General features: G+C 61.3%; 13 protein-coding genes. 8 read left to right on the top strand and 5 right to left on the bottom strand.

Translation table 11 applies throughout. The features are described 5' to 3' along the window. Positions 1-119: 119 nt before the first annotated feature. Complete coding sequence (locus GA0061100_RS11405; RefSeq protein WP_075852819.1) at positions 120-599, bottom strand: Lrp/AsnC family transcriptional regulator; 480 nt, start codon at positions 597-599, stop codon at positions 120-122. Between the two features lie 315 nt (positions 600-914). Here GA0061100_RS11405 and GA0061100_RS11400 point away from each other — a divergent pair, with 315 nt between their 5' ends. The 8 genes from GA0061100_RS11400 (at position 915) to GA0061100_RS11365 (ending at position 9,109) form a co-directional block, all read left to right on the top strand. Then, positions 915-2,669 carry an alkaline phosphatase gene (locus tag GA0061100_RS11400; protein WP_075852818.1) on the top strand — a complete coding sequence of 585 codons (1,755 nt, stop codon included), beginning with the start codon at positions 915-917 and terminating at the stop codon, positions 2,667-2,669. 75 nt (positions 2,670-2,744) lie between these two features. Then, the gene (locus tag GA0061100_RS11395) at positions 2,745-3,209 is read left to right on the top strand and encodes a hypothetical protein (RefSeq protein ID WP_075852817.1); all 465 of its coding nucleotides are present in this window, start codon (positions 2,745-2,747) and stop codon (positions 3,207-3,209) included. A 5-nt stretch (positions 3,210-3,214) separates the two neighbouring features. Next, positions 3,215-3,901: an ABC transporter ATP-binding protein gene (locus GA0061100_RS11390; RefSeq protein ID WP_075852816.1), complete on the top strand. Its 687-nt coding sequence runs from the start codon at positions 3,215-3,217 to the stop codon at positions 3,899-3,901. Further along, positions 3,898-5,193 carry an ABC transporter permease gene (locus tag GA0061100_RS11385; protein WP_075852815.1) on the top strand — a complete coding sequence of 432 codons (1,296 nt, stop codon included), beginning with the start codon at positions 3,898-3,900 and terminating at the stop codon, positions 5,191-5,193. Before GA0061100_RS11390 ends, GA0061100_RS11385 begins: the two co-directional genes overlap by 4 nt. A 92-nt stretch (positions 5,194-5,285) precedes the next feature. Next, positions 5,286-6,254, top strand: coding sequence for an ABC transporter substrate-binding protein (locus GA0061100_RS11380; protein WP_075852814.1), 969 nt, complete (start codon positions 5,286-5,288; stop codon positions 6,252-6,254). A gap of 22 nt (positions 6,255-6,276) precedes the next feature. Continuing rightward, on the top strand, positions 6,277-7,281 hold the full coding sequence (locus GA0061100_RS11375) for a FecCD family ABC transporter permease (RefSeq protein WP_075853242.1): 1,005 nt from the start codon (positions 6,277-6,279) through the stop codon (positions 7,279-7,281). A 38-nt stretch (positions 7,282-7,319) separates the two neighbouring features. Beyond that, positions 7,320-8,312 (top strand): FecCD family ABC transporter permease, encoded by a 993-nt coding sequence (locus GA0061100_RS11370; RefSeq protein WP_143525428.1) that lies wholly within the window; start codon positions 7,320-7,322, stop codon positions 8,310-8,312. Positions 8,313-8,320: 8 nt separating this feature from the next. Beyond that, positions 8,321-9,109, top strand: a complete 789-nt coding sequence (locus GA0061100_RS11365) for an ABC transporter ATP-binding protein (protein WP_075852812.1) — start codon at positions 8,321-8,323, stop codon at positions 9,107-9,109. On the opposite strand, the gene GA0061100_RS11360 is transcribed toward GA0061100_RS11365, so the two are convergent. The 4 genes from GA0061100_RS11360 to GA0061100_RS11345 all read right to left on the bottom strand — a co-directional run bounded on the left by GA0061100_RS11360 (position 9,099) and on the right by GA0061100_RS11345 (position 12,779). Further along, the gene (locus GA0061100_RS11360; protein ID WP_075852811.1) at positions 9,099-9,791 is read right to left on the bottom strand and encodes a class I SAM-dependent methyltransferase; all 693 of its coding nucleotides are present in this window, start codon (positions 9,789-9,791) and stop codon (positions 9,099-9,101) included. The genes GA0061100_RS11365 and GA0061100_RS11360 overlap by 11 nt on opposite strands. A 139-nt stretch (positions 9,792-9,930) precedes the next feature. Then, positions 9,931-10,998, bottom strand: a complete 1,068-nt coding sequence (locus GA0061100_RS11355; RefSeq protein WP_075852810.1) for an ABC transporter ATP-binding protein — start codon at positions 10,996-10,998, stop codon at positions 9,931-9,933. Positions 10,999-11,029: 31 nt separating this feature from the next. Beyond that, complete coding sequence (locus GA0061100_RS11350; RefSeq protein ID WP_075852809.1) at positions 11,030-11,884, bottom strand: carbohydrate ABC transporter permease; 855 nt, start codon at positions 11,882-11,884, stop codon at positions 11,030-11,032. Then, a complete protein-coding gene (locus tag GA0061100_RS11345) occupies positions 11,874-12,779 on the bottom strand; it encodes a carbohydrate ABC transporter permease (RefSeq protein WP_425298679.1) in 906 nt (301 codons plus the stop codon). Before GA0061100_RS11345 ends, GA0061100_RS11350 begins: the two co-directional genes overlap by 11 nt. Positions 12,780-12,828: the final 49 nt, after the last annotated feature.

Here is a 12,828-nt window from a genome sequence, read left to right as displayed (position 1 = left end):
ATATTCTCTTTGACGTGATTGGAAAGGCTGTATGCGCCGAAAGCAAGCCCTCAAAAATTGCCCTTGACGCTCGATAGGGCAGGGTCTTGCAACTGCGAGCATCGAATACCGCTGCTGTGTTAGCCTTGTGGTAGAGGGATCGGAAATCCTTCGAAGGTTTTGAGGGTGTCGAGCACGATCGCCGTCTTCACGTGCTGAACCGATTCGTGCGGCAGCAGCACATCGTTGACGAAACGGGAGAGATCGGTAAGCCCGCGCGTAGCGACCTTCAGGTGATAGTCCATTTCGCCTGTCAGCGCATAGGCTTCCAGTACCTCCGGGAGTCCGTTGATGAGCTGCGAAAACCGGCGGGCATTGTCTCTGTTGTGGGTGGCAAGCGTCACGGAGATGACCACCAGCATGTCCAACCCCAGTCGCTGTCGGTCGAGATTGGCCTGGTAGCTGCGAATATAGCCTTCCGCCTCCAGCCTAGTCCGGCGGCGCGAGCATTGCGACGGCGAAAGGGCAATACGCTCGCCGAGCTCGTTGTTCGTCAATCTGCCGTCTTTCTGAAGCTCTTCCAGCAGGCGCAGATCCAATTTGTCGAGCTGTTCATCCATTGCGCAAAACCCTCAGAATCCTCACGAAGTCTGTACGAATCTTGCCTTTTTTCTGGAGAGTTACAAGCTTCCGGGGTGAGTCCTAGGTCAAATCTTGCGCAGTTGAACGCAATAGTTTTCGAAGCTTTTGGACCGAGTGGGCTGCACAGCCACCCACGTTCGCGCCATCTCTTTAGATGTCGCACATACAATCAGCCTTCCTTAGCGGTTGCCCGTTTGGAATCTCCGGTTGCAGAAAGTTGACTCTTTTTTACGTGATTGTCATCTGGCTTTTATAAGTGGGAGGCGGGAAGCAACCAAACGCAGGGGGTAAAAATGCGTAAACTTCTTCTCGCCATGATGTCTGCGACCGTAATGTCCGGCGCAGCCCATGCAGCGACAGTCTATCCATTGGACCGGGCAACGGTACTCGCCGGCTCTCCATTCGATTTCAAGGTGGAATTCAGCAAGGTTGTGAAGCCGGAAGACGTGAAGGTCACGGTCAACGGCGAAAGCTACGACGCGGTTTTCGGCAAGGCTGCTGATTTCGTCGCCGAAGAAAAGGGCGCTGAGGACAAGGTTCTCGGATCTGCCCTGATCCTGCGTGGCGTCAAGCTCGCAAAGCCGGGCCAGTACAAGGTCGAGGTCGCTGCCGGCGACGAGAAAAAGTCCGTCAATTGGGATGTCTACGGCACCTCGGCCACGCCGAAGGCCAAGAACATCATCTTCCTGCTCGGCGATGGCCTCTCCGTGGCCCATCGTACCGGTGCCCGCATCATGTCCAAGGGCATGACGGAAGGCAAGGCCAACGGCCGTCTCTCCATGGACGACATCCCGCCGGTCGCCTTCATCGGCACGTCCTCGACCTCGGCGATTGCCACTGACAGCGCCAACACCATGTCGGCGTACATGACCGGCCACAAGTCCGCCGTGAACGCGCTCGGCGTCTATGCCGACCGTACGCCGGCGAGCCTGGACGATCCGAAGGTCGAAACGATCGGTGAAGCCCTGCGCCGCACCGGCAAGAAGTCGCTCGGCATCGTCACCACGGCTGAAGTCGAAGATGCGACGCCGGCAGCGCTGGTTTCCCATACCCGCAAGCGCGGCGACAAGGCCGAGATCGTCGGCATGATGTATGACGTCAAGCCGGACGTCCTGCTCGGCGGCGGCTCGGCCTACTTCCTGGCGAAGAGCGTCCCGGGCTCCAAGCGCAAGGACGACAAGGACTATATCACGCTCTTCAAGGACGCCGGCTACGCCGTTGCCACCGACAAGAACGAACTGGCCGCCGCTGCCGGCTCCAACCAGGACAAGCTGCTCGGCCTCTTCCACACCGGCAACCTCGACGTGGCGCTCGATCGCGAATTCCTGAAGAAGGGCACCGTTGATAAATTCCCGAACCAGCCAGGCCTCGTCGACATGACCAAGGTCGCGCTCGACAAGCTCACCAAGAATCCCGAAGGCTTCTTCCTGGTGGTCGAGGGTGCATCGATCGACAAGATGAGCCATCCGCTCGACTGGGATCGTGCCCTGGTCGATACGATCGAGTTCGACAAGGCCGTCGCCGTTGCCCGCGAGTTCCAGGTGAAGAACCCGGACACGCTGATCGTCGTCACCGGTGACCACACGCATGGTGTCTCGATCATCGGCACGGTCGACGATAACAAGCCGGGCACCGAAATGCGCGAGAAGGTCGGCACCTATGCAGCCGCCGGCTTCCCGAACTACGAGGACAAGGATGGCGACGGCTATCCGGACCGCGTCGATGTTTCCCGTCGTCTGTTCATCGCCGCCAACAACGGCCCTGACCATTACGAGACCTTCCGTCCGAAGCTCGACGGTCCTTTCGTTCCGGCGATCCAGAACGAGAAGAAGGAATATGTCGCCAACGAAGCCTACAAGGACGTGCCCGGTGCCGTCTTTGTGCAGGGCAACATCCCGAAGGACGAGGACAGCGGTGTCCACGCCGTTGACGATGTCGTACTGCAGGCAGCAGGCCCTGGTGCCGAAGGCTTCCGCGGCTACATGGAACAGAGCGACGTCTATCGCGTGCTGGCCGACACCTTCGCGCTCGGCACCGAAAAGATGTAAGTCCTTACGGATCGTGTGAACATGGACAGGCGGCGTCAAAGCCGCCTGTCTCTTCATCTTTCATGGGGGTATGCGATGTCCGGGGACAAGATCGCCACCATCAATCGTCGGAGCTTTTTGGCCGCTGCCGCGGTTTTGCCTGTCATGGGTATCGCAACCCGCGCGGACGCCTCCGAAAAGCTAGGCTTCGGCGAGCTCTACAAGAGTTTCGGCCCGCTCGGGCTCGAATTTTCCGACAAGGTAAAGCAGCTGAGCGGCAAGGAAGTCGCCATCAACGGCTTCATGGCGCCGCCCTTGAAGGCGGAGGCCGCCTTCTTCGTGCTCACGGAAATCCCGATGTCGCTCTGCCCGTTCTGCTCTTCCGATGCCGACTGGCCGGATAATATTCTGGTCGTCTACCTCTCCTCCAAACAGACATTCGTGCAGTACAACGCGCCGATCATGGCACGCGGCGTGCTGGAACACGGCTCGTGGACGGACCCGGAAACCGGCTTTATCAGCCAATTGCGTCTCAGGGACGCCTCGTTCAGGACTGTCTGATCCTCATGCTCGCTCTCGATGTTTCCAGCCTGAAGATGCAGTTTCCGGGTCTGGCCGCGCCGGTTCTCTCCATTGATCGGCTTCATTTGCCGGCAGGCGGCCGACTTGCGATCACGGGTGCGTCCGGTTCAGGCAAGAGCACCTTCGTCAATGCCATTACCGGGTTGGAAGATGTCAGGGATGGCAGCGTGTCCTGGAGCGGGACGGAGATCACGCGCCTCTCCGCCGGCCGTCGCGACGCCTTTCGCGCGCGCAATATCGGTCTCGTCATGCAGGATTTTCATCTGTTTCCCGGCCTGTCCGCCTTCGAAAATGTCGTGCTGCCCGTCAAGCTCTCGCGGCGTCTTACGCCGGACGAGCGGGCACGTGCGCTTCACCTGCTGTCTGTCACCGGTATTGCCCGTCCACAGCAGAAGATTGAGACTCTGTCGCGCGGTGAGATGCAGCGCGTCGCCGTTGCCCGCGCGTTGCTGTCTCGTCCCGGTGTCGTCGTTGCGGATGAACCGACTGCAAGCCTCGACCGTCAAGCGGGCAATGAGGTTGCGGAGCTTCTGTTGCAACTTGCTGCAGAAGAGGGGACGACGCTTGTCGTTGTGACCCATGATGCCGCGCTTGCCGAGAGGCTTGGCCGCCATATCAACCTGGCGAGCGGGCGCATCGAGGAAGACAGCCAAGAGGTTGCCGCGCAATGATCACGTTCATTCTTGCCGACCTCAGGCGTTTCTGGAGTGGTGCGCTCGCCGTTGTCGTCCTCATTGCCCTATCTGTTGCCCTGAGCGTGACCGTGACGCTGCAGGAACGGGCCGTCCGGCTCGGCAGTGCGCGCGCCGCGGAAAAGTTCGATCTGCTTGTCGGAGCTGCCGGCAGCGAGACGCAGCTGGCACTTTCCGCCGTCTTCCTGCAGCCGGCGCCGCTGCCGCTGATGGAGGGTGCAGTCCTTTCCCGCCTTGCCAACGATCCGCGTGTCGAGCTCGCAGCACCCGTCGGCTTCGGCGATTCCGCTTACGGGCATCCGATCGTCGGCACGACGACGGGCCTGATCTCATCTCTTTCGCCGTCGTTGGCGCAGGGTGCAATGTTCTCGCACCTTGGCGAGGCGGTCGTCGGCTCCGATGTCGCCTTGTCGGCCGGTGCCGAGATCAAGCCGATGCATGGCGCGGCCGAAACCGGCGGCGAAACCCATACGGCCATTGCCTACAAGGTCACGGGCCGCATGGCGCCGACCGGCACGGCCTGGGACCGCGCGATCCTGGTGCCGATCCGTGCCGTCTGGCAGCTGCATGGCATGCATGGAGCGGAAGACCATCACGACCATGATGGCGACGAGGCGGATGTGCATGGCGCGACAGAGCCGCATGAGCACGCCGGTGGCCACGAAGAAGGTCACGACCACGGGCGTGGCCACGTTGACGCGGATGCACCGCTCGATGAGCATTTTGACGCGCAAACGCCTGGCGTGCCCGCCGTTCTCGTCAAGCCGAAGACGATTGCCGATGCCTATCGCTTGCGGCAGGAATACCGCAGCGGCACGACGCTTGGCGTCTTTCCGGGTGAGGTGCTGACCAAGCTCTATGCGACGCTCGGCGATGCCCGCAGTCTGCTTCTGGCGATCGCGCTCGGCACGCAGGCGATCGTCATTGCCGCGATCATGCTTGTCACCATCATGCATGTCGGTTCGCGGCGGCGGCAGATCGGCGCCTTGCGGGCGCTTGGCACGCCGGTCCGCTCGATCGTCGCGCTCGTCTGGGGCGAGCTCTTCGTCCTCTTTGTCGCCGGTATCCTGCTTGGCATCGCGCTAGGCTATACTGCAGCATTGATAATTTCCGCCAGGCTGGCGGCATCGACCGCGGTACGCTTGCCCGTCGGCTTCTCCCCGGACGATTTCTGGCTTGTCGGCGGCTTTGCAGCGGTTGCGGCGATCATCTCCATCGTGCCGGCGTTCAGTGCCTTGCGCTCCAGCCCGGCGGCGGCGCTGCGCGCCTGACGGCGCGTTCGCAAAAGTCGACCTGAAACTGGATTGCAAAACTCCTCTTTATTGACTAAAGCCATTTCGCGTATCTGATGGAGGATCCCGCGATGGCGAACAGCGCACGCAAAATCGCTTCTGTATTTGGTCTGCTCGCCGTGCTGGCAGCAAGTTCTGTCGTTGCGGAAGAGGCTAAGGGCGTTTCCGTAACGGATGACCGGGGCGTCAAGGTCGACGTACCTGCCCAGCCGAAGCGCATTGCTGCGATCTCCTATTTCGCCGACGACGTCGCGCTCGCTCTTGGCATCAAGCCGGTCGCCAGCACCTACATGACATCAGGCCGGCAGCCGGATTTCCTCCTTGGCCTGACCTCGCAGATGGCGCAGATCGGCCAGCGCGCCAAGCCCAATCTCGAACTGTTGTCGCAGGCCAAGCCCGATCTCATCGTCGCGATCCGCCGTTATACGGTCGGCAACGCGCCGCAGCTGGAAAAGATCGCGCCCTATCTTGCCTACAACATGGAGCTTCTGACCGAGAGCGACAAGGAAATTGCCGAGTTCTCGAAGATCCTCGGCAAGCCCGAACGCGGCCTGCAGCTCAACGCCGACTTCCACAAGCACCTCGACGAGATCGCCGCCAAGGCGCCGAAGAACGTGCATCCGCGCTTTGCGATCATGTGGGGCGGCGAGACGCCCTTCGCCTTTCATACGGAAAATACCTCAGCCTCGATCGTTGCCGCTATCGGCGGCGACAATATCGCCGGACCGAAAACACCAGGCGGCCCCTTTGGCATCGATCTGAGCCTCGAAACCATGCTGGAGAAAGACCCCGAAGTTCTCTTTATCTACGACTCCGGTCCGGATCGCCCGCATGAGAACAATCCAATCTGGCAGGAACTGACCGCCGTCAAGAACAAGAGGGTCTTCTACGTCGGCGATCAGTGGGTCGAGACCAATGGTCCGATCGCGCGCGAAATCGTGCTGCGTGAAGCCGCGCATTATCTCTACCCGGACGCTTTCCCGGCCGTCGATGTGAGGGCGGAAGCCGCCAAGATCATTCCCGCCGATATCCAGAAGTAAGATGCTTCGGGCCGTGGCCACGATGGATGCGCGCAAATCACTGGCGGTGATCGCGCTCCTCGTTGCTGCGACCCTGCTGATCGTTTTCATCGGCCTGCTGCCCGGCGCGAAAGTTCTGACGATCGCGGACGCAAGCAGCGCCTTCTTCTCACCGGACGGCAAGGTCAATTCCATCCTTGTCTGGACGCTACGCTTGCCGCGAAGCCTCGCGGCCGCGCTCGCCGGCGCCGGGCTAGCGGTCTCCGGCTATCTCCTGCAGACGTTGACGCGAAATCCGCTCGCCGATCCCGGAATTACAGGGGTCACCGCCGGTGCGATCACGCCGATCGTCTGCTGTTTCGTTTTTCTCCCCTGGCTTTCCTCCGCCTATTATCCCTTCGTCGGCCTTGTGGGCGGCCTGGCGGCCGCTGCCGTTACCTTCTGGGTCTCGAAAGGTGGGCAGGGGCGGCCGCTGCATCTGGCGCTTGGCGGCGTCAGCGTCTCGCTGTTTCTCGGCGCGATCACCATCTACGTGCTGCTTTTGACCGGGCCGCAATCGACATCGCTTCTGTTCTGGCTTTCCGGCGGCTTCCAAGGGCGCTCCTGGCTGCACCTCACCTATATGCTCCCCTGGGTCGCCGTCGGGGTTGCGGGTGCCCTGGCGCTCCATCGCGTCATCGGCATGTTCGCACTCAGCGATCATGCCGCCGCCGGCATGGGCGTGCAGCTCAATCTCTGGAAGCCCGTGCTGCTCGTGCTCGGCGTCTGTCCTGTCGCCGGTGTCGCGCCCGTCGCTGGGCCGGTCGCCTTCGTCGGGTTGGCCGCGCCGCATATCGCCCGCCTGCTGAAGCCGCGCGGTGCCGCATGGGAAATCGCGCTCTGCGCTGCCATCGGCGCGCTGATCGTCACGGTCGCCGATCTCATCGCCCGCACGGTCGCCATTCCGAAGGAGCTTCCCGTCGGCATCATCACGGCGTTGATCGGCGGACCAGTCTTTATCTATCTCATCCAGCGCGGCCGCCTTCAATTCCGGGGGCATGGCCTATGACTGTCGACACCCCCGTCACGTATCTGCCGCGAAGAGGCATGCTGCCGATCGTCATCGTCATTGCGCTTCTGTCGCTGATTGCCTCGATATTCCTCGGCGTTGTCGATCTGCCGGCGGCGGATGTGCTTGCCGTTCTCAGCGGCAAGGGCTCGCCCGAGGCGCAATCGATCATTCTCGATATCCGTCTGCCGCGCATCGTCACCGGTATTCTCGCCGGCATTCAGTTCGGCGTCGCCGGCCTGCTCCTGCAGACGATCACGCGAAATCCGCTTGCCGATCCATCGCTGATGGGGGTATCGCAGGGCGCGACGCTGACCGTCACGCTGTTCCTGCTCTTCACGGTCTATATCTTCAGTCCCGGCGACAATACGGTGGCGGAACTGCCGATCGCCTGGCTTCCGGTCGCGGGCCTTGCGGGCGGAATGATCGCCGGCGGCATCATTTACCTGCTCGCCTTTCGGCTCGAACTCAGCCCGCTGCGCATCACGCTTTGTGGTGTCGCGATAGGCGCAGTCCTGCACGCGCTTGCTGTCGGCCTCATCGCGGGCTGGGGATCGGCGCGCATCGAGATCATTCTCGAATGGCTTTCGGGCAGCCTCTATGCACGCACCTGGGACCATGCGCTGTTTCTCCTGCCGTTCACGATCGCAGGCCTCCTTATCCTGCCGGTGATCTATCGGCCCGTGGTCATGCTGCAATTCGATGCGCAGGTCGCCCGTTCGTTCGGCCTTGCCTATCGCCGGCAGTTTTCCATTGTCCTCCTGGTTTCCTGCGCCCTTGCGGCAAGCGCGGTCGGTGCCGTTGGCCCGATCGTCTTCGTTGGGCTTGTCGTTCCGCATCTGGCGCGTTTCCTCGCCGGCCGGCATTTCCCCTTGGTTCTGCCGCTGACAGTCGTTCTCGGCGCCATCTTCGTCACCCTGGGCGATCTGATCGGCCGCCTCGCCGGGCAGGCGGAGGAAGTGCCGATCGGGGTCGTCACCGCGATTGTCGGTGTGCCTGTCCTGCTTGTCCTCTTGAGAAAAATTCCCTGAGATCGCCCATGCCGCTATCCTGTTCGCAACTCTCCGTCTTCTATGGTCGCCGCAAGGCGCTGAACGGCTTCGGGCTTGCCATGCAGAAGGGTGAGATCCGGGCGCTGATCGGTCCGAACGGCTCGGGCAAGAGCACGGCTCTGCAGGCGCTTGCGGGTCTGATTGCCCCGGCGGAGGGGCAGGTGACGATCGAGGATGTCTCGGTCTCAACCATGTCGCGGCGTGCGATCGCCAAGAAGCTCGCCTTTCTGCCGCAGCAGCCCTCTGCGCCGGATGAGATGACGATCGCGCAACTGGTGCGGCAGGGCCGCTTCGCTCATGTCGGGCTTTTCCGCAGCTATGACCATAGGGATGAGGAGGCGATCGAATGGGCACTGGAAAGCACCGGGCTTTCGAGCCTTGCCGACCGCACCCTGCAGGAGCTTTCCGGTGGCGAGCGGCAGCGGGCCTGGATCTCCGCAGCGCTTGCGCAGGAAGCCGGTATATTACTGCTCGACGAGCCGACCTCGTTCCTCGATATCGGCTATCAGGTCGAGGTGCTGGATCTCGTTCATCGTCTGAGCCGCGAAAGGGGCGTCACCATCATCATGGCGATCCACGATATCAATCAGGCGATCGCCGTCAGCGACCGCATCTCACTACTTGAAAAAGGCGAGCTGCGCTTCGACGGCGAGCCGAGGGCGCTCGCCGAAAGCGGGCTGATCGAGAAGACCTTCCGGGTGAAGGGGCGGTTCGTGCAGGTCAGCCCCGACGCGCCGCCGCATTTCGATGTCGAGCTGACGCGGCTCAGCCATTAAGAGGCTTGACGAGCCGGAAGACGATCTTGGTCTGGGTGTAATAGTCGAGCGCATCGGCAAAGTCGGGCGTCCAACCATCCTCGACGAACGGGATGAAACCGTCATACTCAAGCTTGCGTCCGGAGACTGAGAAACCTGCTTTCGAGAAGGCGCGGCCGTAGTCCGAAATCGAGCGATCCTGGACGACTGTGTTGGTGCGCTTGGCGACGAGATCGCGCCACTTCGGCCAAAGCGGGTTGTCCGTATGGCAGCCGGTGACGGCATAATAGACGCCGCCAGGCTTCAATGCCCTATAGATATCCGCCGCATGCGCATGGATATCCTCGACGAGATAGATGACCTCGTGGCTGATCGCGAGATCGAACTCTTCGACCCAACCTTCGAGCGTGCTACCAACCGCATGCTGGACCGGCAGGTTGCCCTTGAAAGCTTCGGCCTTGGCGATCGACTGCTCGGCGATGTCGATGCCGAGTGCCTTGCGGAACGGCCTGATGGCATAGAGATGGCGCAGCAAGCCGCCCTGATTGCAGCCGAAGTCGACGACGCTTTTGGCGGATAGATCGCGCTCGACGATCAGGTCGATCAGATGTCTCCAGATCGGCGCATGGCCGTCCGCCATCCTGTCCTCCGCATCCGGATCGACATACCAGGTGGCGATCGTCTTCTGACCTTCTTGGCTCATCGGCTTTCTCTCCAGGCTATTCAAAACGTGTCCTGTCTTTAGGACGGACTTTGGCCCATGACTAGGTTTCGAAACCCAAAAGCCGTGCAGGCAGAAGATTTTATCTGCTGCAGTAATCCGGAGAATGGAGGCCCTACAGTCAATGCAGGCGCTGACCATTCGATGGATCGAACAGATGCGCCTTTGCCGGATCGATCTTGAGCTGGATCGGCTGGCCGGGAGAGACAGACGGGCGGTCCCTGACGGCGGCGACGATCGACTGCGCGCCGGCCTGCAATTGCAGATGCGTGTCCGAGCCGGTGGGCTCGATAATGATGACCTTGGCCTGCACGCCATCTGTATCGACGGCAATATGTTCCGGGCGGATGCCGAGCTGGACGGATCGGCCGAGATGGCGGCGGGCGCTTTCCGGCAGCGGCCAATGCAGGTTTTCCGCGTCCTGCAGCCCCAACCTTCCGTTTCGATCGATGACGAGGCCATCTATGAAGTTCATCGATGGCGAGCCGATAAAGCCGGCGACGAAGCTGTTGGCCGGCGCATCGTAGATTTCGAGCGGCGAGCCGATCTGCTCGATATGGCCGCCACGCATGACGACGATACGGTCGGCCATGGTCATGGCCTCCATCTGGTCGTGCGTGACATAGACCATGGTGGTGCCGAGACGCTGGTGCAACGTCTTGATCTCAGTGCGCATCTGCACGCGCAATTTGGCATCGAGATTGGACAGCGGTTCGTCGAAGAGGAAGACGGCAGGGTTGCGGACGATGGCGCGGCCCATCGCCACGCGCTGACGCTGTCCGCCCGACAATTGCCGGGGATAGCGATCGAGGAGGGCGGAGAGATCGAGGATCGCAGCCGCATCGTTCACCTTCTGCTCGATCTCCTGTTTGCTGCGGCGCGCGAGCTTCAGCGAAAAGGCCATGTTGTCGCGCACGGTCATATGCGGATAGAGCGCATAGGACTGGAACACCATGGCGATATCGCGCTCGTTCGGTTCGAGATCGTTGACGGTTCGGTCGCCGATTTCGATTTCGCCATCGCTGATGCCTTCAAGCCCGGCGATCATCCGCAGCAAGGTGGATTTGCCACAGCCCGAGGGTCCGACAAGCACCATGAACTCGCCGTCCTGTGCCGTGACGGAGACGCCATGCAGCACTTCGAGCGCGCCGTAGCGTTTGATGGCGTTGCGAATGGTCAGTTTCGCCATGGATATCTCTCCCGAAATCGCGGCCGGCGCTTCAGCGCCCGCCCATGCCCGCATTGAGGGCGATGCTGTTGTAGATGAGCTTCTGCAGGATGATCGCTAGGAAGACGCCCGGAAGCATGGAAAGGGTGGCCCCGGCCATCAAGTAGTTCCACTGCGTGCCTTGCTGCGTCTGGAATAGGGTGAGGCCGACGGGCAGGGTGGCATTGTCGGCACCGGTCATGACGATCAGCGGCCAGAGGAAGTTGTTCCATTGTCCGATGAAGGTGAAGAGCGACAGAAGCCCGATCGCCGGCATGGACAGCGGCACGATGATGCTGACGAGGATGCGCAGGCGCGAGGCGCCATCGATCCTTGCCGCCTCCTCGAGTTCCATCGGAATGGAGAGGAAGAACTGCCGCATCAGGAATGCGCCGAAGGTGCCGAAGGAGATCGGCAGGATCACGCCGGGGAAGGTGTTGACGAGCCCGAGCTTGTTGACGATCAGAAACAGCGGAATGATCAGCATCAGCGGTGGCACCATCAGCGTGCCGATATAGCCGAGCAGCAGCGTTTCGCGCGCCCTGAATTTCAGCCGCGCAAAGGCATAGCCGGACAGGCAGGAGACGACGACGGTGATGGCCGTCACGCAGATGGCGATGATGGCGCTGTTGAGGAAGAAGCGGCCAAAGGGCAGCTGGGTCCATGCGGCAGCAAAATTACCCCATTCGAAGACTTCGGGCAGGATGCGCGGGGGGATCGCCGTCACCTCGGCGTTGGAGCGCACCGCATTCGATACCATCCAGAAGAAGGGAAAGAGAAAAGTGATCGCAACGAGGGTGATTGCCAGGTGATTGACGACATCGAGCACCAGTTTCCGGCGTGCTCTGGTTTCGGATTTAAGCGTCATAATGCACCCATTTGCGCTGGAACCAGAATTGCAGGGCGGTCAGCGCCATGATCAGCGCAAACATCACCCAGGCGATGGCCGAGGCATAGCCCATCTGGAAGTTCTGAAAGCCGCGCTGGTAGATGGCGTAGCCGAGCGTCGCGGTCGACGATCCCGGCCCACCCTTGGTCATGACGAAAATCTGGTCGAAGACCTGCAGTGAGGTGATCGCCGTCATGACGGTGCCGAAAAACAGGGTGGGCGAGATCAGCGGCAGGCGGATTTTCCAGAAGCGGTCCCAGGCCGTGGCGCCATCGATGCGCGCTGCTTCCAGATAGGTTGCCGGTACCATGTCGAGCGCGGCATTGAAGAGAACCGTATTATAGCCGACGCCAGCCCAGATCGAGGTGAGGACGACGGCCTGCATGGCAAGCGTGCGATCGTTCAGCACACCCGAGAATGGCAGGGACAACGCCGCCATCATGCTGTCGAACAGGCCGCCGCTCGTAAAGATCAGCATCCAGACCATGGCGACGGCGATGAGAGGGGTGAAGGTCGGCAGAAAGAAGATCACCCGGAACCAGCGCCGACCGATCTTCAGGCTCGAAATCCAGGTGGCGAGCCCCAACGAAATGACGATATTGAGCACCAGATATTCGACCGTGAAGAAGATGGTGTTGCGCATGACCGTCCAGAATTGCGGGTCGGTCGTAAATAGGCGCACATAGTTGGAGATGCCGACGAAACGCGGCGTGCCGAGCAGCTGCCAGTTGGTGAAGCTGAGCGCGATCGAGGCGAGGATCGGCAGCACGAGGAATAGGACGATGCCGATCAGGCCCGGCAGCAGGAAGAACAGGGCCGTCCATCCCTCGCCTCTGAACCATTTGCGCGAGCGTGGCCTTGGTCTTGCGATCATGTCGGTGTGCTTGCCCAGCATCATGGGCCTCTCCTTTCCGGCGATGGCG

Origin of the sequence: Martinezella hainanensis, from assembly GCF_900094555.1 — a bacterium.
GTDB classification, from domain to species: Bacteria; Pseudomonadota; Alphaproteobacteria; order Rhizobiales; family Rhizobiaceae; genus Rhizobium; species Rhizobium hainanense.
This window is presented reverse-complemented; position numbering and strand designations above follow the sequence as displayed.

Coding starts and splice junctions, on each gene's coding strand:
- GA0061100_RS11405 (WP_075852819.1), bottom strand. CDS start 599: ATGGATGAACAGCTCGACAAATTGGATCTGCGCCTGCTGGAAGAGCTT.
- GA0061100_RS11400 (WP_075852818.1), top strand. CDS start 915: ATGCGTAAACTTCTTCTCGCCATGATGTCTGCGACCGTAATGTCCGGC.
- GA0061100_RS11395 (WP_075852817.1), top strand. CDS start 2,745: ATGTCCGGGGACAAGATCGCCACCATCAATCGTCGGAGCTTTTTGGCC.
- GA0061100_RS11390 (WP_075852816.1), top strand. CDS start 3,215: ATGCTCGCTCTCGATGTTTCCAGCCTGAAGATGCAGTTTCCGGGTCTG.
- GA0061100_RS11385 (WP_075852815.1), top strand. CDS start 3,898: ATGATCACGTTCATTCTTGCCGACCTCAGGCGTTTCTGGAGTGGTGCG.
- GA0061100_RS11380 (WP_075852814.1), top strand. CDS start 5,286: ATGGCGAACAGCGCACGCAAAATCGCTTCTGTATTTGGTCTGCTCGCC.
- GA0061100_RS11375 (WP_075853242.1), top strand. CDS start 6,277: ATGGATGCGCGCAAATCACTGGCGGTGATCGCGCTCCTCGTTGCTGCG.
- GA0061100_RS11370 (WP_143525428.1), top strand. CDS start 7,320: ATGCTGCCGATCGTCATCGTCATTGCGCTTCTGTCGCTGATTGCCTCG.
- GA0061100_RS11365 (WP_075852812.1), top strand. CDS start 8,321: ATGCCGCTATCCTGTTCGCAACTCTCCGTCTTCTATGGTCGCCGCAAG.
- GA0061100_RS11360 (WP_075852811.1), bottom strand. CDS start 9,791: ATGAGCCAAGAAGGTCAGAAGACGATCGCCACCTGGTATGTCGATCCG.
- GA0061100_RS11355 (WP_075852810.1), bottom strand. CDS start 10,998: ATGGCGAAACTGACCATTCGCAACGCCATCAAACGCTACGGCGCGCTC.
- GA0061100_RS11350 (WP_075852809.1), bottom strand. CDS start 11,884: ATGACGCTTAAATCCGAAACCAGAGCACGCCGGAAACTGGTGCTCGAT.
- GA0061100_RS11345 (WP_425298679.1), bottom strand. CDS start 12,779: ATGATCGCAAGACCAAGGCCACGCTCGCGCAAATGGTTCAGAGGCGAG.